Annotated in this window: 22 protein-coding genes; 12 read left to right on the top strand and 10 right to left on the bottom strand. The window is 69.0% G+C overall.

All coding sequences use genetic code 11. The features are described from left to right. Window positions 1-52 precede the first annotated feature (52 nt). The 4 genes from MFF24_RS12705 to MFF24_RS12690 all read right to left on the bottom strand — a co-directional run bounded on the left by MFF24_RS12705 (window position 53) and on the right by MFF24_RS12690 (window position 2,427). Entirely contained in the window at window positions 53-334 is a 282-nt protein-coding gene (locus MFF24_RS12705) for a hypothetical protein (RefSeq protein WP_108940067.1), read from the bottom strand. After that, complete coding sequence (locus MFF24_RS12700; protein ID WP_231346687.1) at window positions 335-562, bottom strand: hypothetical protein; 228 nt, start codon at window positions 560-562, stop codon at window positions 335-337. 159 nt (window positions 563-721) lie between these two features. Then, window positions 722-1,087 carry a hypothetical protein gene (locus tag MFF24_RS12695; protein WP_238224760.1) on the bottom strand — a complete coding sequence of 122 codons (366 nt, stop codon included), beginning with the start codon at window positions 1,085-1,087 and terminating at the stop codon, window positions 722-724. 119 nt (window positions 1,088-1,206) lie between these two features. Then, on the bottom strand, window positions 1,207-2,427 hold the full coding sequence (locus tag MFF24_RS12690; RefSeq protein ID WP_238224759.1) for an MFS transporter: 1,221 nt from the start codon (window positions 2,425-2,427) through the stop codon (window positions 1,207-1,209). A gap of 123 nt (window positions 2,428-2,550) precedes the next feature. Between MFF24_RS12690 and MFF24_RS12685 the strand changes: the two genes are divergently transcribed. Further along, complete coding sequence (locus tag MFF24_RS12685) at window positions 2,551-3,453, top strand: LysR substrate-binding domain-containing protein (protein WP_238224758.1); 903 nt, start codon at window positions 2,551-2,553, stop codon at window positions 3,451-3,453. Here MFF24_RS12685 and MFF24_RS12680 read toward each other — a convergent pair. Next, window positions 3,437-3,826 carry a tautomerase family protein gene (locus tag MFF24_RS12680; RefSeq protein ID WP_238224756.1) on the bottom strand — a complete coding sequence of 130 codons (390 nt, stop codon included), beginning with the start codon at window positions 3,824-3,826 and terminating at the stop codon, window positions 3,437-3,439. The two genes, MFF24_RS12685 and MFF24_RS12680, sit on opposite strands and share 17 nt — an antisense overlap. Before the next feature lie 189 nt (window positions 3,827-4,015). Between MFF24_RS12680 and MFF24_RS12675 the strand changes: the two genes are divergently transcribed. Then, window positions 4,016-4,903, top strand: a complete 888-nt coding sequence (locus MFF24_RS12675; RefSeq protein ID WP_238224755.1) for an HpcH/HpaI aldolase/citrate lyase family protein — start codon at window positions 4,016-4,018, stop codon at window positions 4,901-4,903. Window positions 4,904-4,971: 68 nt separating this feature from the next. On the opposite strand, the gene MFF24_RS12670 is transcribed toward MFF24_RS12675, so the two are convergent. Continuing rightward, window positions 4,972-5,367, bottom strand: a complete 396-nt coding sequence (locus MFF24_RS12670; protein ID WP_133089385.1) for a hypothetical protein — start codon at window positions 5,365-5,367, stop codon at window positions 4,972-4,974. A gap of 225 nt (window positions 5,368-5,592) precedes the next feature. After that, a complete protein-coding gene (locus MFF24_RS12665; RefSeq protein ID WP_238224754.1) occupies window positions 5,593-6,267 on the bottom strand; it encodes an HAD family hydrolase in 675 nt (224 codons plus the stop codon). 128 nt (window positions 6,268-6,395) lie between these two features. On the opposite strand from MFF24_RS12665, the gene MFF24_RS12660 reads away from it, so the two are divergent. Both MFF24_RS12660 and MFF24_RS12655 read left to right on the top strand, forming a co-directional pair. Next, window positions 6,396-7,808 (top strand): Wadjet anti-phage system protein JetA family protein, encoded by a 1,413-nt coding sequence (locus MFF24_RS12660; RefSeq protein ID WP_133089526.1) that lies wholly within the window; start codon window positions 6,396-6,398, stop codon window positions 7,806-7,808. A gap of 13 nt (window positions 7,809-7,821) precedes the next feature. Beyond that, on the top strand, window positions 7,822-8,457 hold the full coding sequence (locus MFF24_RS12655) for a DUF4194 domain-containing protein (protein WP_108940077.1): 636 nt from the start codon (window positions 7,822-7,824) through the stop codon (window positions 8,455-8,457). Here the strand turns inward: MFF24_RS12655 and MFF24_RS12650 are convergent. Beyond that, window positions 8,412-9,374, bottom strand: coding sequence for a LysR family transcriptional regulator (locus MFF24_RS12650; RefSeq protein WP_238224753.1), 963 nt, complete (start codon window positions 9,372-9,374; stop codon window positions 8,412-8,414). The genes MFF24_RS12655 and MFF24_RS12650 overlap by 46 nt on opposite strands. 139 nt (window positions 9,375-9,513) lie before the next feature. Between MFF24_RS12650 and MFF24_RS12645 the strand changes: the two genes are divergently transcribed. Both MFF24_RS12645 and MFF24_RS12640 read left to right on the top strand, forming a co-directional pair. Next, window positions 9,514-10,443: a ring-cleaving dioxygenase gene (locus MFF24_RS12645; RefSeq protein WP_238224752.1), complete on the top strand. Its 930-nt coding sequence runs from the start codon at window positions 9,514-9,516 to the stop codon at window positions 10,441-10,443. A gap of 68 nt (window positions 10,444-10,511) precedes the next feature. Continuing rightward, the gene (locus tag MFF24_RS12640; RefSeq protein WP_238224751.1) at window positions 10,512-11,141 is read left to right on the top strand and encodes an alpha/beta hydrolase; all 630 of its coding nucleotides are present in this window, start codon (window positions 10,512-10,514) and stop codon (window positions 11,139-11,141) included. A 22-nt stretch (window positions 11,142-11,163) separates the two neighbouring features. Here MFF24_RS12640 and MFF24_RS12635 read toward each other — a convergent pair whose 3' ends face one another. After that, entirely contained in the window at window positions 11,164-12,105 is a 942-nt protein-coding gene (locus MFF24_RS12635) for a bifunctional helix-turn-helix transcriptional regulator/GNAT family N-acetyltransferase (protein WP_238224750.1), read from the bottom strand. Between the two features lie 374 nt (window positions 12,106-12,479). On the opposite strand from MFF24_RS12635, the gene MFF24_RS12630 reads away from it, so the two are divergent. After that, window positions 12,480-12,707, top strand: coding sequence for a hypothetical protein (locus MFF24_RS12630; protein WP_166059265.1), 228 nt, complete (start codon window positions 12,480-12,482; stop codon window positions 12,705-12,707). Window positions 12,708-12,796: 89 nt separating this feature from the next. On the opposite strand, the gene MFF24_RS12625 is transcribed toward MFF24_RS12630, so the two are convergent. Further along, window positions 12,797-12,946, bottom strand: coding sequence for a hypothetical protein (locus MFF24_RS12625; RefSeq protein ID WP_238224748.1), 150 nt, complete (start codon window positions 12,944-12,946; stop codon window positions 12,797-12,799). A 392-nt stretch (window positions 12,947-13,338) separates the two neighbouring features. Between MFF24_RS12625 and MFF24_RS12620 the strand changes: the two genes are divergently transcribed. The 5 genes from MFF24_RS12620 to MFF24_RS12600 all read left to right on the top strand — a co-directional run. Continuing rightward, entirely contained in the window at window positions 13,339-16,806 is a 3,468-nt protein-coding gene (locus MFF24_RS12620) for an SbcC/MukB-like Walker B domain-containing protein (protein WP_238224746.1), read from the top strand. A 389-nt stretch (window positions 16,807-17,195) separates the two neighbouring features. Then, window positions 17,196-17,567 carry a 30S ribosomal protein S12 gene (gene rpsL, locus MFF24_RS12615; RefSeq protein WP_004447775.1) on the top strand — a complete coding sequence of 124 codons (372 nt, stop codon included), beginning with the start codon at window positions 17,196-17,198 and terminating at the stop codon, window positions 17,565-17,567. Between the two features lie 106 nt (window positions 17,568-17,673). Continuing rightward, window positions 17,674-18,144: a 30S ribosomal protein S7 gene (gene rpsG / locus MFF24_RS12610; protein WP_012454023.1), complete on the top strand. Its 471-nt coding sequence runs from the start codon at window positions 17,674-17,676 to the stop codon at window positions 18,142-18,144. Between the two features lie 63 nt (window positions 18,145-18,207). Further along, complete coding sequence (gene fusA, locus MFF24_RS12605) at window positions 18,208-20,283, top strand: elongation factor G (protein ID WP_108940084.1); 2,076 nt, start codon at window positions 18,208-18,210, stop codon at window positions 20,281-20,283. A gap of 52 nt (window positions 20,284-20,335) precedes the next feature. Further along, the coding region (locus MFF24_RS12600; RefSeq protein ID WP_238224744.1) for a GTP-binding protein at window positions 20,336-20,929 on the top strand (594 nt) is incomplete at its 3' end.

Below are 20,929 nucleotides of genomic sequence, written 5' to 3'. Positions count from 1 at the left end.
CCGGCGGATGCACCGCCGGCCCCTTCTTCGTTCGGAGTGACCGAAAAAGGAATCAGTTCCGCGCGGCCATCATGTCGTGGGACAGCACGGTCAGCTTGCCGATCAGGCTCGCCACGTCGCCGTGGGCGCAGGACCATTGCGTGCCGATGGCGCTGCCGTCGTTCGACACGGAGACCACCGCGACCGAGCGCAGCTTGCCCTCACGGGCGAGCTTGAGCTGATCTTGGAGCACCTCGATGATCGAGGCGACGTTCTCGTCGGCGACCGCCTCGGTGGCGGCGGCGGGGAAGGGAACCACGGTGGCGTCGTTGAGGGCGCGTTCGAACTTGGACATTCAGGCAACTCGACGATGCTTGAGGGAGGTGCGGCCGAGAGGGCCGGCCTGGAGACGATCCACGAGAAAGGCGAGGCGATCGGGCAGGGCGCCGTCCTTGTCGACGGAGAGGCGCTTGCCGATGGCGGAGGCGACCCCCTTGGTCACCCGGCTGACGGTGGGCCGCTCGAGGCGGGACACCGTCTGCAGTCGGTCCGTTCGGTTCGGGTCGGCGCTCGGATCAGCCATCGCTTCCTCGCTCTCGGACGATTGCACGAGGCTGATCCTGCGCGCCGCATCACGTCATGAAAATGGCACCGGACCGGTCACGCTTGCGCATTTCCGTGGCTGTGGCTTGGAAGCGACACTCTCCCAAGCCGTGGCCTCCCTAGCCGGTCCGGTTCCGGCTCAGCGCGGATCCTGCCAGCCCGAGCGGACCGGCGCGGCGGGGCCGGTGCCGCCCGTGTTCATGACGCGGGGTATCTCGGCGCGGGCGGGCGCCGGCTCGGCCATGGCGGCGCGGCGGGGGGCACGGGCCGATCGGCGCAGGGCGGCCCGGCGCTTGCGGGCTGAGCGGGGACGCGTGGCGCTGTTCGAGCCGATGACGCCGCCGGCCACCGCACCCACCACGGCACCGACCGGACCGGCCACGAGTGCCCCGGCGACGGCCCCGGCGCCGACACCCATTGCGGTCCGGTTCTCGGCCTGGGCCGGTCCGGACAGGCCCGCGAGCAACGCGAGGCCGGCACAGGCGCCGAGACAGGTCTTTCGCATCCGGTTCGTCCCTTCGAAAAGCAGTTCGGGGACGCCCTTGGCCCTCGATCATGACGAAAGGTTGACCTGAATCGGCTGCGTAATTGGTCGGACCTTGGCCTTACAAAGAAAACCGGCGCTCAAAGTCGCGCTTGTTCTTGCGCATTCTCCCGTTCGATCCGGGCGAGCGGTCGGCGCAAGCCGAGCACAAGCGGAACGATGGTTAGCGCCGTGGCGGCGGCGGCCATCAGGCCGACACCCGAGCCAGCCCAATCACCCAGCGCCCCGTAGGCGATCGGCGCCAGCCCGCCCGAGCCGATCACCGCGGTGTAGAAGAGGGCAAACGCCCGGCCGACATCGCCACGCGGCGCGAGGTCAGGCACCGTCCCATAGAGCACCGAGGAGGTGCCGTTGAGGACAAGGCCGACGAGCGGCAGCACGATCAGGGTCGGCCCGAGCGGCAGGACGAGGAGCGCGGCGACCAGCCCGGCGGTGGCCGTCTCGGTCGCGACGACGCATGGCACCACGCCCAGGCGCTCGCCGAGCCAGCCGCACACGGCCTTGCCGAAGGCGCCGCCGGAAAAGACCAGGGCCAGCGCGAGCCCGGTCGTCGTGCCGGTGCCGCCCTTGGCTTCCAAGAGGAAGGGCAGGAACAGCAGGGTGCCCATCCGCGTGGCGGTGTCGAGGGCGCCGACCGTCATCAGGAGGGCAAAGCCCCGGCCCACGCCAGCGGTCCGGCCGGCGCGCACCGGCGCCGCGGCGAGCGCTCCCCGCGGCAGGACGAGGGCGAGCGCCACAGCCGTGGCCAGCCCGATCGCTGCCATCAACCCGGCGACCGGCCGCCAAGCCAGCACGCCGAGTAGCAGCGCGACGGCGACCGGAAAGACCGCCTTTCCGAGATCGCCGGCGAAGTTGTAGATCCCCAGCGGCCCGCGCGCCGCGCCGCCATAGGCCTGGGCCACGAGGAGCGAGGCGCGGGGATGCTGGATGCTCGCCCCGATCCCGGCGAGCACCAGCCCGGCGCAGAGCCCGGTGAGACCGCCGCTCAAGCCCATCACGCAGAAGCCGGCAGCGGCGACCAGGGTCGAGACGGCGAGGCTGACGCGGATCGGCCACCGCGCCGCCAGCCGATCGGCGGGCACCTGCAGGCCGCCCATGGTGGCGTAGTAGAGGCTGCGCAGGACGGCGAGCCCGGCATAGCCGAGGCCGAATTCCGCCTGCCAGACCGGCAGCATCACGTAGAGCAAGTCGGTGTAGCCGTCGTGCAGCGCGTGGGCGAGACAGGCCCCGCCGAGGCTGCGCCGCTTGAGGTCGCGGCCGGCGCCCTCCATTGATCGGTCGAGTCGAACGGCCTGGTTCACACGGACAATTCCCTTTGGCGCCCCTCGGACGCTTGCGCAGAGACCTTAAACCCGTGAGTTTCGCGGCATCAGAGCTACTCTTTGCACGCGTTTCGTGCAGTTTTCTCACGGGTGGAGGACGGGATGCGTCGGCTGCCGCCGCTCCACGCATTGCAGGTGTTCGAGGTCGCGGCTCGCGCCGGCAGCTACGCCCAGGCCGGCCTCGAACTCGGGCTAACGCACGGGGCGGTGAGCCGTCAGGTCGCCGCCTTGGAGGCGTGGCTCGGGCAGCGACTGTTCGTGCGAGTCGGGCGGCGGATGGTGCCGACCCCGGCCGCTCGCGTTTTTGCCGAGGAAATCAGCCTGTCGTTCGACCGGCTGACCGCGGCGAGCGAGGCCTGCGGGCGGCCCCAGGCGCCGCGCGTCCTGCGGGTCAGCGCACCCGCGACCTTCGCCATGCGCTGGCTGATCCCGCGTCTCGACGACTTCCACGCGGCCCGTCCCGACACGGAGGTCCGGGTCACGACCACGACCACCCTGCAGGACGCGCTGCGCGGCGGGTTCGACCTTGCTGTCCGGCGCGGTCCCGAGCCGTGGCCGCAGCACCGTGCGGTGCCGTTCCTGACGGAGGCGGATACCCTTGTGGCAAGTCCCGCCCTGTTGCGGAACCGGCCGCTCGCGACGCTGGGCGATCTCGAAAGCCACGTCCTCCTCGGCACTGAGACCCGGCCGGGTGACTGGAGCGACTGGCTCGCCGCGGCCGGCGTCGCTTTGCCCGGCGGCGTGCGCCGCCGGGTGTTCGACCACTACTTCGTGACCCTCCAGGCGCTGGAGGACGGCACCGGCCTCGGCATCGGGCCGTTCCCGATCCTCGACCGGATGGTCGCCGCAGACCGGCTCGCGGTGCCATTTCCGGAGATCCGGGTCGAGCGGGCCGCCTACTTCGCCCTGACGCCGTTCGATGCCGACAAGTCGCCCGCGCTCACCGCACTGATCGACTGGCTGGTGGCGGAGGGCGGACGGCCGGGCCTTACAATTCCCCGGTGAGGAACTGCGCCCGGCCGTACCCGAACGACCAATCCTCGTCGGTGTTCTCGACCGTCGAGATCATCACGTCGGCCGGCGCGATGCCGCAGGCGGCCTGCAGTTTTTCCGTGAGGAGCCGGTAGAACAGCTCCTTCTTCTCGCGCCCGCGCGGCCGGGTGATCATCTGCACCACCACCACGTCGCGCGTGCGGGGGATGTCGAGACCGGTATCCTCCACGATCATCCGCGAGGGCTTGTGCTCGGTCACGATCTGGTAGCGGTCGCCGGGCGGGACTTGGAAGGCTTCGAGCATCGCCTCGTGCGCGGCGTCGAGCAGGGCCTTCAATTCGGCGTCGCTGCGGCCCTCGATCAGGTCGAAACGCATCAAGGGCATCTGAAACTCTCCAAAAGACGGGATGGGGTGCGCCCTCTGGCGGTCACCGGGCGCTCGCGGTTAAGTAGCCTCGCTTCCGGCCGCTTCCAACCGATCGGGATCGTTCGTATTATGCATTCAAACAAGGGTGCAAACGAGGGTGGAAGTGGCGCGCGGCGTTCCTGACCCGCCCCCAGGAGGAGACGAGACATGTCCGATTTGCGGTTGCGCCGCAGCGTTCTCTACATGCCGGGATCGAACCAGCGCGCGCTTGAGAAGGCGAAGACGCTGCCCGCCGATTCGCTGATCCTCGATCTCGAGGATGCCGTCTCGATGGAGGAAAAGGAGCTAGCCCGCGAGCAGGTCTGTGCCGCGGTGAAGAGCGGAGGCTACGGCCATCGCGAACTCGTGATCCGGGTGAACGCGCCGCAGACGCCTTGGGGCGACGGCGATCTGCGCGCCGCGATCCAGGCCAAGCCCGACGCGATCCTGATGCCCAAGGTCTCGTCACCGGCGGTGCTGGAGAGCGTGGTCGAAGCGCTCGACGCGCCCGAATCCATCGCGGTGTGGGCGATGATCGAGACCCCGGCGGCGATCCTCAACATCCATGAGATCGCCAAGGCGCGCCGCGACCGTCGCAACCGGCTGACCGGCTTCGTGCTCGGCACCAACGATCTGGCCAAGGACACCTGGGCGCAACTGGTGCGCGGGCGCGTGCCGATGCTGCCCTGGATGATGCTGACCCTGGCGGCCGCGCGGGCCGAGGGTCTGATCATCCTCGACGGCGTGTGGAACGACATCGCCGATCCCGAGGGCTGCCGCGAGGAGTGCCGGCAAGCGCGCGACCTCGGCTTTGACGGCAAGACGCTGATCCACCCGAACCAGATCGAGCCCGCCAACACCTCGTTCGCTCCGACGGAGGAGGAGGTGCGCCGCGCACGCCTCGTGATCGAAGCCTTCAACCTGCCGGAGAACGCCAAGCGCGCGGCGATCAAGGTCGAGGGCCGCATGTACGAGCGCCAGCACATCGGCATGGCCCGCCGCGCCGTGGTGTGGTCTGAGACCATCGCCGCGCGCGACGCAGCCTCTGCGTCCTGAACGTAGAACGGCCGCGCCCGGTGGGGCGCGGCCGTGGCCGTCACGCGTCTGAGTGACGGTGGTTCGTCTTACCAGCCGTAGCCGTAATCGTAGGCCGGACCACCCCAGGAATAGCCACCATAGGCGCGGCGCGGGGCGTAGTAGCCACTGTAGCCGCCGTCGTAGTAGCCGACGCTGCGATAGCCGTAGGCCGGACGGGCGTAGCCGTAATCGTAGCTGTAGGCGGGACGGGCATACCCGTAGCCGCCATAGCCATAGGCCGGGCGGCCATAGCCGTAACCGCCGTAGCCGTAGCTGTTCGAGGCGGCAGCACCCACGAGCGCGCCGGCCGCGAGGCCACCGATAACGCCGGCCGCGATCGCGCCACCGCCGCCACGGCCGCGCCAACGAGCCTCGGCATCGGTCGAGGACAGGGCGCCGACGCCGAGGACCGCCACGGCGGACAGAATCGCAAGCTTCTTCATCAAGTCTCTCCGAAAGAGGTGGATCGCCGATCCATTGGCACCCCAACGAACACGGTCTGGATTCGGTTCACTCTCGATGTGACGAAGCTCACATTACGTTTTGTCGCATGAATGAAGGTGCACACGGCCGTTCATCCAATTGTCAGGAACGGTCCATTGGTCCTCGCCTCGGGTTCCGAGGAGCCGGGCGTCAGTCTGAGCTTGGCCGTATCGCGCCGGTCGCGCTCAGCGGCGCCCGCCGACCTCATCGAGGTGTTGCAGAAGCATGGCCGGGTCATCGTAGACCCTGACGGCCCCTGCGCGTTCCAGCTCCTCGGTGCCGTATCCGCCCGAGAGCAGGCCGACGCCGAGCCCGCGGCAGCGGCGGGCCGCTAGCATGTCCCATATCGAATCGCCGACGATCACCGCGTGCTCGATCGGTGCGTTCAGCCGCTCGGCAGCGGCGAGGAACAGGTCGGGATCGGGCTTGGCATATTTCACGAGGTCGCGCGTCACCACCGGCACCTGATCCGGATCGACGCCGAGCGCGACGAGGTTGTGGCCCGCCGTCTCCATCCGGCCGCTTGTGGCGATGGCCCAGGGGATGCGGTTCTCGGTGAGCGTTGCGAGCAGTTCCTTGGCGCCCGGCAGCGGCACCACGCCCTTCGAGAGCCGGCCATAGGCTTCCGCGTGCAGCCGCCGCAGCCGGTCGATCCGCTCCGGGTCGATGTCGAGCCCGGTCTCGCGCAGGAGCTGGTTGGTGAACAGCCCGCCGCTCATCCCGATCTTGCGGTGGATGCGCCAGACCGAGAGCGGGATCCCCTCAGCGTCGAGTGCCTCCTTCCAGGCGAGCACGTGCTGGTAGACGCTGTCGACCAGGGTGCCGTCGAGGTCGAACAGGAAGACGGTTTCGATGCGCATTCGGCGACTCCATCGCGTGGCGGCTTTGGAGACAACGGATGCGTGCTCCGGTCGATGCATGCGGGGATAGAGCCGTGCGAGCATTGACCGGCAGCGCCCGAGCGGGTTGTGGTCGCGCCCGTCCCGTCATGCTGTTCACCCATCTCGCCGACGACCTCTTTCGACCGCTCGCTTCGCCGAGCCGCGCCTTCAACGCGGCCCTGCTGCTGCACCTGCACGCCCGCGTGTTCGGCGACGCCGCCGAGCCCCTGCGCAAGAGCGAGCTGCTGGCGGCCATCGGCGACTTCTCCGTCGGCTGGAGCCAAGCCGAGATCGCCGACGACGAGGCCACCCCCGTAGATCCGATCGAGCGGCGCTCGGCGGTGTTCCGGCGGCTGATCGAGGCCGGCTGGCTGGTGGAGCGGCGCGAGCGCTACGTGCCGGTGGTCGACTTCGACCCCGATGCGCGCCTGCTGATCGAGGAACTGGCCCGGATCGAGCGCGGCGAGACTCGCTCCTACGGCGGCGCGGTGCTCGAGGTCCTGAGCGCGCTGGAAAGCGCCATCGCCAGCCCGGCCGACCGCTCCGAGGCCCTGCGCAACGCGGCCAAGGCCTCGCGCACCTTCCTTGGCCATCTGCGTGGACTGGCCGGCGCCATGCGCAAGCTCGAAGAGCGCATCCTGCGCGAGCCCGATCTGAGCGCGGCGTTCCGGCTCTATTTCGAGGAATTCGTCGAGCGCCACCTCGTCTCCGACTATCGGACGCTGCACACCCGCTTCAATCCGTTCCGCTTCCGCTCGGGCATCGTACGGGAGGCGGGCCGCGCCTTGCGCGATCCGCTGACGCTCCGGGCGCTCGCCGACGGGAACCTGCGCGAGGGCCGCGCCGCCGATATCACGGCCGCCGAGCGGATGGTGCGCACCGATCTCGTCGAGATCCTCTCGATCTTCGAAGGGCTCGACCCGCATCTCGATGCGGTCGCCGAGGTGGTGACGCGGCTGGAGCGGCGCATCTCGGCGGCGCTCCGCTACCGCGATCCGCGCGATTCCGCCCGGATCGAGCGGGCGGCGGCAGCGCTTCGCGCGGTCGGCGCGGGCGAGGACGACCTCGCTGGCCTGCCCCTGCCGCAGGTCTCGCTGTTGCGCACGCCGATCGGCCCGCCGCAGCTCACCAACCCGCGCATGCCGCGCCGGCTCATCGAGTACGAACCGCTGCCCGAGATCGACATCGATCCGGCGATCGAGGCCTTCATCGCCGCCAAGGACGCGTTCCGCCGCCGGATCACGGTGACACCGGAGCGCATCGTCGCCTATCTCGACGCGCGGCTCTCTCAGGTGAAGTCCCTGCGCGGCTCGGACATCCCGATCGACGACGTCGACGCCTTCGTCGTATTCCAACGCCTGCGCGAGATCGACGTGCTGTTCGACGGCGTGCTGCGTGAGCGCTACCGCGTCGCCCGGATCGAGGGCCGCGTCTCCAACGGCTGGCTCGACTGCCCGGACTTCATGATCGAGCGTGTCCCGGCGCCGGCTGCGCGACGTAGAGCCGGCAAAGCAGGCTGAACGGACAGAAGCGATGCTCGAACCCTTCCGCGCCATCCTCGACGGTGAGGAGACGCCGCCGCCCGGCAGTTCCGCGCCGAGCGAGGAGGAACTGATCCGCGCGCTCCAGGTGATGCTGAAGAGCCAGTGCATCTACGCCGCGACCACCGGCATCGGTCGCTCCTACGAACTCGCCCGGCACTACGCGCCGTTCTTCCGCGACTACTTCGCCTGCCTCGGCTACCGGTTCGAGGTCGCCCACCGCGACCAGATGGTGTTTCTCGCCCTGCCGCCCGACGGCGTGCGCCACGACGCGCAAGGGGAGCGCCTGCGCAAGGACGAGACGCTGGTGCTGCTGGCGCTGCGGCTCGCCTACGAGGAGGGCCTGCGCGACCACCGCGTCTCGACCGACGGCACGGTGGAATGCACCACCGACGACATCGCCGACGCGATCCGCTCCGCCGCTCGCACCGAGCCGCCGGATGAGGCGCGGCTGATCGAGATCCTGCGCCTGTTCGCCCGCAAGGGCGCCCTGCGGCTGGGCGAGCGCGACCGCGCCGAGCGGGTGACGCCGCTGATGGTGATGCCGGGCATCACCGTGCTCTCGCCGGATGCCTGGATGGATCAGGTCCGCGCCTGGGCCTCGGCCGGAGAGGCGAGGGGAGGCTGACCCTCGGGCTGCGCCCAGGGGGCGGTCGAGAACGCCCGCTCCAAAAAGGTTAGCAGCGCTGAAACCCGTGCCGGCCGCGGCAGGCCGGGCGGCATCACGAGGTTGAGGGCGATGGGCGGCGGCTGCCAGTCCGGCATCACCCGCTCGAGGCGACCCGACTTCAGATCCTCCCAGATGGTGAAGTCCGGCTGCACCGCCAGCCCGAGCCCGGCCCGCAAAGCCGGCGCCAGGGCGTCGGCATTGTTGGCCCGGAGCGGCCCCTCGGGGACGATGGTGACCGTCTCGCCGGCGGCGTTGGTGAAGGGCCAGCGGTCCGGCGTCGGCAGATAGGCGTAGCCGAGGCAGGCGCGGCCCTGCAGATCCTCCGGATGCTTCGGGGCTCCGTGCCGTTCGAGATAGGCCGGCGTCGCCACGAGCGAGCGGCGCACCCCGCAGAGCCGCCGCACCCGGAGCGAGGAATCGGGCAGCGCGGCGATGCGCAGGCCCAGATCGAACCCGCCGCCGACGAGATCGATCACCGCGTCCGACAGGTGCAGATCAATCGAGACTTGCGCATGCGCGGCCAGGAATTCCGGCAGCACCGGCGCGAGATGCGCGATCCCGAAGGACATCGGCGCAGCGAGCCGCACCCGGCCCCGCGGGACGCCGTTGAAATCGAGGGCGCGGGCCTCGGCCGCCTCGCCGGCGGCGAGGAGCCGCGCCGCGTCCTCCCGTGCGAGCCGCCCGGCCTCGGTCAAGGCGAGGCGGCGGGAGGTGCGGTGGAACAGCCGTGCGCCAAGCCGGGTCTCGAGCCGCGCCACCGCCTTCGAGACGGTGGCCTTCGACAGCCCGAGTTCCTCGGCCGCGCGGGCGAAGGAGAGGGCATCGGCCACCACCGCGAACACGGCCCAGGCTTCGAAATCGGGGAGCTTCGTCATGGGTCAAATCCGGAAACGATACGTTTCAATCGTTTCCGTTTTCATTGGCCTGCGCAAGGGCCAGATTGCGCTCACACCGATCGCAGCCCGGACCGGACACGGCTCCCCGCGGCGATCCTTTCGACAGGAGACCCGCATCATGAGCGCACACGGCATCCACCACGTCACGGCGTTTGCGAGCGACACCGCCCGCACCATCGACTTCTACACCCGCGTGCTCGGCCTGCGGCTGGTGAAGAAGACCGTCAACTTCGATGATCCGGGCACCTACCACCTCTATTTCGGGGACGAGGCGGGCGCGCCCGGCACGATCCTGACCTTCTTCCCGATCGCTCAAGCCGCCCCCGGTCGGGTCGGCATCGGGCAGGTTTCGGAGACGGCCTTCCGCGTGCCGCGGGCCGCCATCGGCACCTGGGCACACCGTTTCGTGTCGCTGAACGTCGCCCACGAGGCGCCGGTGAGCGTCTTCGGCGAGACGGTGCTGCGCTTCCGCGATCCCGACGGGATGCCTCTGGCCCTCGTCGGCGTCGAGGGGGCGGAGGCCGAGCCGGCTTGGGTCCCCGGCGACATCGCGCCGGAGGCGGCGATCCGCGGCTTCCACGGCACGACCCTGCTGCTGCGCGAGGCGGAGGCGACCGCCGCGATCCTCACCGACGTGCTCGGATTCGAGGAGGCGGCCCGCGAGGGCAGCCAGATCCGGCTGACGAGCGGGGCGGCCTTGGGCGGGTTCGTGACGCTCCGGGCGGTCGGCGACTTCCTGCCGGGGCGGCAGGGGGCGGGCTCGGTCCACCACATCGCCTTCCGCGCCGCCGACGACGCGGCCCAGGCGGCGATGACGGAGCGGCTGAGCGAGCGGTACGGCCTGTCCGTCACCGAGCAGCGCGACCGGCAGTACTTCCGCTCGGTCTACTTCCGCGAGCCCGGCGGCGTGCTGTTCGAGATCGCCACCGACGCGCCCGGCTTCGCCATCGACGAGCCGGCGGCGGAACTCGGGACCGGGCTGAAGCTGCCGCCGTTCCTCGAGCCGCATCGCGAGCGGATCGAGGCGGTGCTGCCGAAGGTCGCCTGACCCCCACCCCGCGACCGCCCGGATCGTTCCGGGCGGTCGCACCTTCCCTGTAATGAACGGAGACAGCCATGACGAACGGCGTCACCTTCGACTTCGTCCACCGCTTCGAGCCCGGCACCGACGCGAGCGCACCGCCGCTCCTGCTGCTGCACGGCACCGGTGGCGACGAGACCGACCTGCTTCCCCTCGGCCGCGCCCTGTCACCCGGCTCGGCCCTGCTCTCGCCGCGCGGGCCGGTTCTGGAGAACGGCATGCCGCGCTTCTTCCGCCGCCTCGCGGAGGGCGTGTTCGACGAGGCGGATGTCCGGCGCCGGGCGGGCGAGCTGGCCGCCTTCATCGCTCAGGCGCGCGACGCCTACGGGCTCGCCGCGCCGGTGGCGGTCGGCTTCTCGAACGGGGCCAACATCGCCGCCGCGACCCTGCTGCTGCATCCGGAGGTTCTGGCGGGGGCGGTGCTGCTGCGGGCGATGGTGCCGTTCGCCGAAACGCCGCCCGCCGATCTCGCCGGCCGTCCGGTGCTGCTGCTGTCGGGTGCGCTCGACCCGATCGTGCCCGCCGACAACGCCGAGCGGCTTGCCGCGAATCTCGGCCGAGCCGGCGCCTCGGTGACCCACACGGTCAACCCGGCCGGGCATGGCCTGTCCCAAGCCGACCTCGCGGCGGCCCGGGCGTGGCTCGCGAACACCATCGCAACCTGAGCGTGGCGGGGGCGTGCCCCCGTCACGCCGCCCGGTCCGGCGCCTGCGCCGATCCCCGCAGGTTCAGCCTCCAGGTCTCGCCCTCGACCGGCACGCCGAAGGCGGTATGGATCGCGGTCTCGACGCAGGCGAAGCCGTGGCGGGCATAGAGGCGCCGGGCCGCTTCCAGAACCGTGTGGGTCCACAGGTCGAGGCGGGCGTAGCCTGTCTCGCGGGCGAAGCCGATGCAGGTGGCCACCAGCGTGTCACCGATGCCACGGCATCGGGCGAAGGGCTCGACGTAGAGGAGGCGCAGCCGCGCGATGTCCTCGCCCTCGTCGGTGATGAACACGGAGCCGGCCATCACGCCGTCGATCTCCGCCACCCAGCACTGCTCACGCCCCGGCTTGAAACCACGCAGGAACGCGGTGGTGGCCTCGCCCTCGACGATCTCCAGCGCGCGGCCCCAGCCGTGGCTCTCGGCGTAGAGCCGCGACTGGCGGGCGGCGATCAAGCCCATATCGCCGGTTCGGAACGGTCGGATCGTGAAGCCCTGCGTCGTCTCGGGCCGAAGCAACAGGCGTACCCGCGCCAGCGCCTCCGCCAGATCCGCCCGCTGAACGGGATCGAGTCCACCGACGAGGTTCGCCACCGCCGCGCGCTGCCGGCCGTCCAGGCCGGCGAAAGCGCCGCGTCCCGTCTCGGTGAGCCGGATCGGCCGGGCGCGGGCATCTGTTTCGCCGCGCGCGCGCGTGATCCAGCCCTGCTTCTCGAAGCGGGCGACGATCCGGCTGACATAGCCCGCATCCATCCCGAGGGCGGTCTGGATTGCGCTGGCAGTGGCCGGTTCCTGGGTCGCGATCTCGTAAAGCAGGCGGGCCTCGGGCAGCGTCACGTCGCAGCCCAGAAAGTGTTCGTCGAGGGCACCGATCAGCCCGGTGTAAAACCGATTGAAGCGGCGCAGTGCGGTGACGGCATCTTCCATGGATCGAGGCTGCGCGAGAAAGTTGACGGAGTCAACAAAAACGGATGCCGGCGTCGATGGAACACGCCTTGCGCCTTGTCTCTGCGATCGGTGCGGCGTCCTATCGGAGGCCGTGACCTGCTTTCGCGCCTGTCTTCCGGAAGCCCCGGTCCCCGTACATCCGCTGAAGGTCCACGCTGGCGCGCGGTCCGTGACGCGGCTGTCAGGGTGACGGATGTGTTAACGATGTCGTCTGATAACCGGGAAGTTGCAGATTTAGCCTACTTTTACGCCAAGCGTACCTTTGCCCGCGCTCCGGCACGGCGATAACGTAAGGAAACATTTCGACGAAGAGGCTGGTGGGTGGCTAACGGGCAGAGCAGGATCATGATCCAGTGCTAGCGATTTTGCTTCTGACGGTCGCCGGTGTGTTGATCGGCCTGTTCTATCACTGGGGAATGCTGGCGATTGCGAGCTTTTTCGTCGTCGCTGCGCGCGTCCTGTATCACCTCCACAGTGGCCATATCGTGCTGGCCGACCTGCTGATGATCGCGGCTTCCCTCTGCGCGTTGCAGGGCGGTTACGTCTTCGGAGGCTATGTCGCCTTCAAGAAGGACATCTGAGTGTCTCTCTCAAAACTCCCGCCGCGCTGCCCTCGCCAGAGCGAGAACGGTCGGTGATCGGGAGTTTTATGAGGCACACTGAAGCGCGTTCAGACCCAGATGATGCTGCCGGTCATCCATGATGCCGTCCCCCACAGCACGATCGAAGCCACGATGAACAGAACCCCGTAAACCAGGCGAGGACGGTGGGCGGGCATCTCGACGATCGATGTTCCGGGCGGATGAAGAACGCGCGCCATCTTATGGCATGGATCGAGTTCGGCTCGTTTCAGGATCGATGGTTTTCGCGCGTGTCAGACTACGTATGGCGCCGTGAAATGCAGTAATTGAGGGCGCCTCATAACCTGCCGTTGAAACAATCTGCGCCCGGTGCTCGCAGTCAAATCACTGCTCGGTGAAAGAGCCTCTTGCCGAACGGCGATGGCCGGTTCTCGGAACGCGGCGAGGTCAGGGACCGAGTCCTTTCCCAGCTGGCGGCGGCTCGGATCGGTCGCATCCGGCATGTCGGACCTCCTTCGGTTGCGCCGAGGGCAGCGGGGCGTCGTGCCGTGCGAGGCCGCCCTTGCGTGAGCGGGGCGGAGCGTCCATTGCCCTGTCTCTCGTTCAACCTCGGGGACAAGCGGCCGGGCCGGTGTACCGCCTCACCGATATCGCGATCTCGAATTGGTACCTCATCCGGCGCGAGCAGATCCGGATTCGGGGCGCGGCGGCGCTCGTCGGTCCCACGGGGGCGGGCAAGTCCACGATCTTCGACGCGGTCGGGACCGTTCTCGCCGGCAACAATGCGAGCCGGCTCGCGCTCAACGCCTCCGCCTCGGGCCGCTCCGCCCGCACGGTGCGCGACTACTGCCTCGGCTGGATCAGCGACCCGGCCGAGGGCGGGCGCCCGACGCGGGAGGCCTGCGAGACGCTCATCGCGCTCGTGTTCGAGAACCCGCAGAGCGGGCGCGTCGTCACCGTCGGGCTGGCGCTGGCCGCCCGCTCCGAGGAACAGAAGGAGGAGACGCTCTCCCGCTTCGTCGCCATCGGCCACCGCTTCGAGATCGCCGATTACGTACGCGAGACGAGCGAGGGCAGCTTCGTCGCCCCGTGGGCCGAGGTCGCTGCGGACCTGCGGCGCCGGGCCGACAGCTTCGAGGAGTTCCGCACTTCCGGCGAGCGCTTCACCGCGGCCGTGCTCGCCACCCTGCGCGAGGGGGCGGCAACCCCCGATCCGCGCCAGTTCCTGCGCACCTTCTCCAACGCGGTGGCGTTCAAGCCGATCTTCGACACCAGCGCCTTCGTGCGCAGCTTCGTGCTGGAGGCCGAGCCGCTCGATGTCGCCCGCATTCGGCAGTCGATCGAGACGTGGCGGCGGCTTCTGGAGACCATCGAGGAGCTGGAAAAGCGCCTCGCTCACCTCTCGCGCATCTGCGAGCGCTACGAATCCTGGGCGCGGGCGAGCCTCACGGCCGCGCTCGACGAGATGCGCGCAGGCAGCGCGGATCTGCGCCGCCGCATCCTCGATCACACGGACGCTCGCCGCGTCCTTGCCGAGACGTCGGAGCGCCTGCGCATCGCCCGCGAGAGCGTGGCGACGAGCCAGGGCTTCGTGCGCGAGATCGACACCGAGATCGCCGCCCGCAAGGCGCTGATCGTCGGCAGCGCGGCGGAGGCGCGGCTCGCCGCCTCGCATGCCGGCCTCGCCATGGCCGCCCGCGACCGGCGCGACTTGACCAACCGCCTCGCCGCCATCGTCGGCCTCGTGCAGGATGCCGGCCGCCTCAGTGCCATTGCCGGTCCCCTGCGCCGGATCGATTTGGGGGCGGCACGCATCGTCGAGGCCTGCGCCCGCTCGGGGCTCAGGCGCGAGGCGCCGCCGGAGGACATCCTACGGGTCGACGGGCCGTTGAAGGGGCTGCTGGACAGCCTCGCGCAGATGCCCGACATCGCGAGTGCCCTGGAGGAGGAAGCGGAAGACCTCGCCCTCAAGGCCCGCGAGCGTGAGAACGAGGTTCGCGGCCTCGACACGCAGGTGAATGCCGGCCGCACCTCGGCCGCGCGCCTGTCCTCCGATACGGAAGCGTTTCGCGAGGAACTGGGCCGGCTCGGCATCGAGGCCGCGCCGATCTGCGAACTTGCCGAGATCGTCGATCCGAAATGGGGCCCGGCGCTGGAAGGACTGCTCGGCCGCGCCCGCGAGGCCCTGGTAGTCGAGCCCGACCGCTTGGACCGCGCCTTCGCCCTGCTTGAGTCGCGAAAGAATCAGTTCTTCCGCTGCCTTCTGGTGAAGACCACCGACACGGCCCGGCGCGCCGCGCGGCGCTTCGATGACGGGCCGATGGGGCTGATCGAGACCGACAGCGACCACGCCGAGGCTTTCCTCGCCGCGCGGCTCGGCGGCTACGACCTCGCACCCGACGACGCGGCGCTACGCAACATGAGCCGGGCGGTGGCGCCGAGCGGACGTTCGACCTCGGGCATGGCCTATTCGGTGGTGCGCCCGGTGCCGCTGATGATGACCCGCGGCCAGCGCGGGCCCACCGCCGAGACCCGCCGCCGTCTCGACGAGGCGCGGGAAGAAGCGCGCGTTCTGCGGGCCGAAGCCACGGTGATGCGCGAGGCTGCCCGCATCGCGAGCCTGCTGCGCAGCCGCCTTGCTGAGGCGCCGGTCGATTTGGAGGCCCTGCGCGCTGAGGCGGATGCCATCGAAGGCCGCCGCCGCAGCCTCGCCACCGAGCAGGAGACGGTCGCCCGCGCCGATGCCGGCGTGATCGAGGCGGAGCTGAAGGAACTTCAGAAGGAGCGCTCCGCCTATCTCACCGAACTGGTGCAGGTGCTGGAGCCCAAGCGCGACGCACTGCTCGCCGAGGAAGCCGGGCTGAAGGCGCGGGTCGCGCAGGGCAAGGAGGCGGCGCGCGCCGCGTTCCTGGCCTACCGCACCGCGCTTCGCCGCTGGACCACTGGCGACACGGTGCGCATCCGCCTCACAGGCACCGTGCCCGCCGACATGCCGGGCACGGCCGCCGGCATCGCCGCGGCGCGGACCGACCGGGCGGCACTCGACACCAAGGCGCTCGCCGCGCTGGCTTCGCAAGCCCGCGCCTCCGCCCGCGAGGCCGCCGACAGTGTGCGCAACCAGGGCCGCGCCGCCGAGCGCGACCTCGCCGAGTACTGCGCCGCCTGGCGGGTCGAAAACCCGCTGGGCTCGGGGGAGCAGCCAGCCTCCTACGGCTATGCCTGGGCCGTGCGCGAGCGCGACGAGGTGGCGGGCCACGAGCTGCGCCGCTACCGCGACCAGTCGCTGCGCGCCGAGGCCGAGATGCGCCGCCTTATGACCGAGGATCTGCTGACGCGGCTCGCCGACAAGTTCGAGCGGATGCGCGCCCGCCTCGATGCGCTGAACGAGCGCCTCGCCTCGCAGACCTTCACCGGCCAGACCTACGCTTTCGAAGCCGAGGTGGACCGGCGCTACGCCGCCGTCCACGCGCTCGCCACCGAGGTCGCCCGCTCGCCCGACGCGGCGCAGGCGATTCTTCCGGGGCCGGAGGAAGGGGCGGACAAAAGCCCGCTCGCGGCGGCGCTCGCCGAGATTACCGCCTTGATCGAGGGCGAAGAGAGCGCGGCGCGGCTCGCCGATTACCGCAACTACTTCGTCTACGAAATCGGCATGCGCGACCGGGCGGGCAACCGCACCACCCTGTCGAGCCGGGCGCTGCGCGGATCGGGCGGCGAGGCGCAGGCGCCGTTCTACGTGGCAATCGCCGCCTCTATGGCTTCGGCCTATTATCCCGGCGACCGCCCCGGTGACGAGACACCCGGCCTCGGCCTGTGCCTCCTCGACGAGGCCTTCTCCAAGCTCGACGTGCGCAACAGCCAGTCGCTGGTGGATCTCTTCCGCGCCTGGGGGCTGCAGCTCCTGATCGCCGCCCCGGAGGACAAGCGCACGACGCTGACTGAGGTGATGGACACCGTCGTCACCGTCTACAAGAGCCCGGATCTCGCATCTGTCCGAATCGACGCCGAACATCCGCTGGAAACCGCGAAGCGCGCGCTGGCCGAAATCAACCCGGACCGGCGCGGGATCGAGGCGTTTCGCCTTTCGGACGCAGCCGAATAGCGGTGCTCCGGCCGAGAATTAGCTTGGCCGCTGATGGAGAACGTGTTCACCGAACTTTATCCTCTCCGGGCATTGACGAGGCCGACCCTCCCGCGTAGAAGCGCGCCACTCCGGTGGATCGAGAGTCGCTTTCGGGTCGAAGCCAGGGGCTTCGGCGACCGTCGTCAGACCGATACCGGCATCACACCCTGACGTTCTCGTCAGATCAGCGGGTAAGAACGCGTCGTTTTACGGCGTGATCCTCTGCCTCACCATCGCCAAAGGCCTTTATCGGCCTCTGGCGCTATTCGTTTTGCCGCGGGCTCGCTCGCGGACCGACCGCTCCGCAAGGGGCTTCGACAGGTTTCAGACGGTGGCCGCCCTGCGCGGCCGGATGAAGAGGGCACAGGATGCCGACGATCAACCAGCTGATCGCCCAGCCGCGCAAGGCGCAGAAGGCGCGCAACAAGGTGCCGGCGCTCAACGCCTGCCCGCAGAAGCGCGGCGTCTGCACGCGCGTCTACACCACGACCCCGAAGAAGCCGAACTCGGCGCTTCGTAAGGTCGCCAAGGTGCGCCTGACCAACGGCTTCGAGGTGATCGGCTACATCCCCGGTGAGGGCCACAATCTTCAGGAGCACTCCGTGGTCATGATCCGCGGCGGCCGCGTGAAGGACCTTCCGGGCGTGCGCTACCACATCCTGCGCGGCGTGCTCGACACGCAGGGCGTCAAGAACCGCAAGCAGCGCCGTTCGAAGTACGGTGCGAAGCGTCCGAAGTAAGTCTTACCCGGACGGCCATTTCCACGGCCTCGTAAGGATGTCGCCGGCGATCAGCTAAGGCGGCCTGCGCGAGGCGCTTAAGACCATATTTTCGAGAGTCGAAAACATGTCCCGTCGTCACTCTGCCGAGAAGCGCGAGATCATCCCGGACGCCAAGTACGGCGACGTCGTCCTGACCAAGTTCATGAATTCCATCATGTACGAGGGCAAGAAGTCGACCGCCGAGCGCATCGTCTACGGTGCTTTCGATCTCGTCGAGAGCCGTGCTCGCGCCAACCCGATCGAGGTGTTCCGCGCCGCCCTCGACAACGTCGCCCCGGCGATCGAAGTCCGCTCCCGCCGCGTCGGCGGCGCGACCTACCAGGTCCCTGTCGAGGTCCGCACCGAGCGCCGTCAGGCTCTTGCCATCCGCTGGCTGATCCAGGCCGCTCGCGGCCGCAACGACCGTACCATGGTCGAGCGCCTGTCGGCCGAGCTGCTCGACGCCGCCAACAACCGCGGCAACGCCGTTAAGAAGCGCGAAGACACCCACCGGATGGCCGAGGCCAACCGCGCCTTCTCGCACTACCGCTGGTAATTCGTCCGTAGAGCGCGGCCACCGGGCCGCGCTCCGAGCCCGCTTTCTCCCGGAGAGACCCCGATGCCCCGCACGCACGCGATCGAGGACTACCGCAATTTCGGCATCATGGCCCACATCGATGCCGGCAAGACCACGACGACCGAGCGGATCCTCTACTACACCGGCAAGTCCCATAAGATCGGCGAAGTCCATGAGGGCGCCGCCACGATGGACTGGATGGAGCAGGAGCAGGAGCGTGGCATCACGATCACCTCGGCTGCGACCACCTGCTTCTGGCGCGACAAGCGTCTGAACATCATCGACACCCCCGGCCACGTCGACTTCACCATCGAGGTGGAGCGCTCGCTTCGCGTGCTCGACGGCGCTGTCTGCGTGCTCGACGGCAACCAGGGCGTCGAGCCGCAGACCGAGACCGTGTGGCGTCAGGCCGACAAGTACGACGTGCCGCGCGTCGTGTTCGTCAACAAGATGGACAAGATCGGCGCCGACTTCTTCAAGTGCGTCGCCGACATCATCGGCCGCGTCGCCGGCAAGCCGGTTTGCCTCCAGCTGCCGATCGGCGCGGAGTCGAGCTTCAAGGGCGTGATCGACCTCATCAAGATGAAGGCGATCGTTTGGTCCGGCGAGGCGCTCGGCGCCAACTTCGCCGAGGAAGAGATTCCGGCCGATCTGAAGGATCAGGCCGTCGAGTACCGCACCAAGCTGGTCGAGGCTTGCGTCGAGCTCGATGATGACGCGATGACCGCGTATCTCGACGGGGTGGAGCCGGACGAGGACGGTCTGCGCCGCCTCGTGCGCAAAGCCGTGCAGCTGCGCGCCTTCCATCCGGTGCTGTGCGGCTCGGCCTTCAAGAACAAGGGCGTGCAGCCGCTCCTCGACGCCGTCGTCGATTACCTGCCGTCCCCGGTGGATCGCGGTGCCGTCGACGGTCTCGACTTCAAGACCGAGGAGCCGGTCAAGCGCGAGCCGACCGACGAAGATCCCTTCTCCATGCTCGCCTTCAAGATCATGGACGACCCCCACGTCGGCACGATCACGTTCTGCCGTGTCTATTCGGGCAAGGTCGAGTCGGGCACCAGCGTCCTGAACTCCTCGCGCGACAAGAAGGAGCGCGTCGGCCGCATGCTGCTGATGCACGCCAACAACCGCGAGGACATCAAGGAGGCTTACGCCGGCGACATCGTCGCTCTGGCCGGCCTCAAGGACACCCGCACCGGTGACACCCTGTGCGATCCGAACAAGGCCGTGATCCTCGAGAAGATGGAGTTCCCCGAGCCCGTCATCGAGATCGCCGTCGAGCCGAAGTCCAAGGCCGACCAGGAGAAGCTCGGCATCGCGCTCTCGAAGCTCGCCGCCGAGGATCCGTCCTTCCGCGTTTCGACCGACCAGGAATCGGGCCAGACCATCCTCAAGGGGATGGGCGAGCTCCACCTCGACATCAAGGTCGACATCCTGCGCCGCACCTACAAGGTCGACGCGAATATCGGCCAGCCGCAGGTCGCCTACCGCGAGAAGCTGACCCGTCGTCAGGAGATCGACTACACCCACAAGAAGCAGACCGGTGGTACCGGTCAGTTCGCCCGGGTGAAGTTCATCGTCGAGCCGAACGAGCCGGGCGCCGGTTTCGCGTTCGAGTCGAAGATCGTCGGCGGTGCGGTGCCGAAGGAGTACATCCCCGGCGTCGAGAAGGGCCTCAATTCGGTTCTCGGCGCGGGCGTGCTCGCCGGCTTCCCCGTGGTCGACGTGAAGGTGGAGCTGATCGACGGCGCCTACCACGACGTCGACTCCTCGGCGCTCGCCTTCGAGATCGCCTCCCGCGCCGCCTTCCGCGAGGCGCTGCAGAAGGGCGGCTCGGTCCTGCTCGAGCCGGTGATGAAGGTCGAAGTCGTCTCGCCGGAAGAGTATACCGGCTCGGTCATCGGCGACCTCAACTCCCGCCGCGGCCAGATCCAGGGCCAGGACATGCGGGGCAACGCCAACGTCATCAACGCGATGGTGCCGCTGGCCAACATGTTCGGCTACGTGAACCAGCTGCGCTCCTTCTCGCAGGGACGCGCCAACTTCACGATGCAGTTCGACCATTACGAGGAAGTGCCGCGCGGCGAGGCCGACAAGGTCATCGCCAAGTACGCCTAACGGCGACCCGAAAGCTTCTTCGATCCACGAGACAGACGATTAGGAGGCCCTGATGGGTAAGGAAAAGTTCTCCCGTACCAAGCCGCACTGCAACATCGGCACGATCGGACACGTCGATCACGGCAAGACGTCGCTGACGGCGGCGATCACGAAGGTTCTGGCGGAGTCGGGCGGGGCGACCTTCACGGCCTACGACCAGATCGACAAGGCCCCCGAGGAGAAGGCGCGCGGCATCACGATCTCGACCGCCCACGTCGAGTACGAGACCACCAACCGCCACTACGCCCACGTCGACTGCCCCGGCCACGCCGACTACGTGAAGAACATGATCACCGGTGCCGCCCAGATGGACGGCGCGATCCTGGTCGTGTCGGCCGCCGACGGCCCGATGCCGCAGACCCGCGAGCACATCCTGCTCGCCCGCCAGGTCGGCGTGCCGGCGCTCGTCGTGTTCCTCAACAAGGTCGACATGGTCGATGACGAGGAGCTCCTCGAGCTGGTCGAGCTCGAGGTGCGCGAGCTGCTCTCGAAGTACGACTTCCCCGGCGACGACATCCCGATCACCAAGGGCTCGGCCCTGATGGCGCTTGAGGACAAGGAGCCGAAGATCGGCCGCGACGCCGTGCTGAAGCTGATGGAGACGGTC

The organism is Methylorubrum aminovorans (assembly GCF_022179725.1).
GTDB classification, from domain to species: domain Bacteria; phylum Pseudomonadota; class Alphaproteobacteria; order Rhizobiales; family Beijerinckiaceae; genus Methylobacterium; species Methylobacterium aminovorans.
Note: the sequence above shows the minus strand (reverse complement) of the source record. Positions and strands in the feature narration are given on the sequence as shown.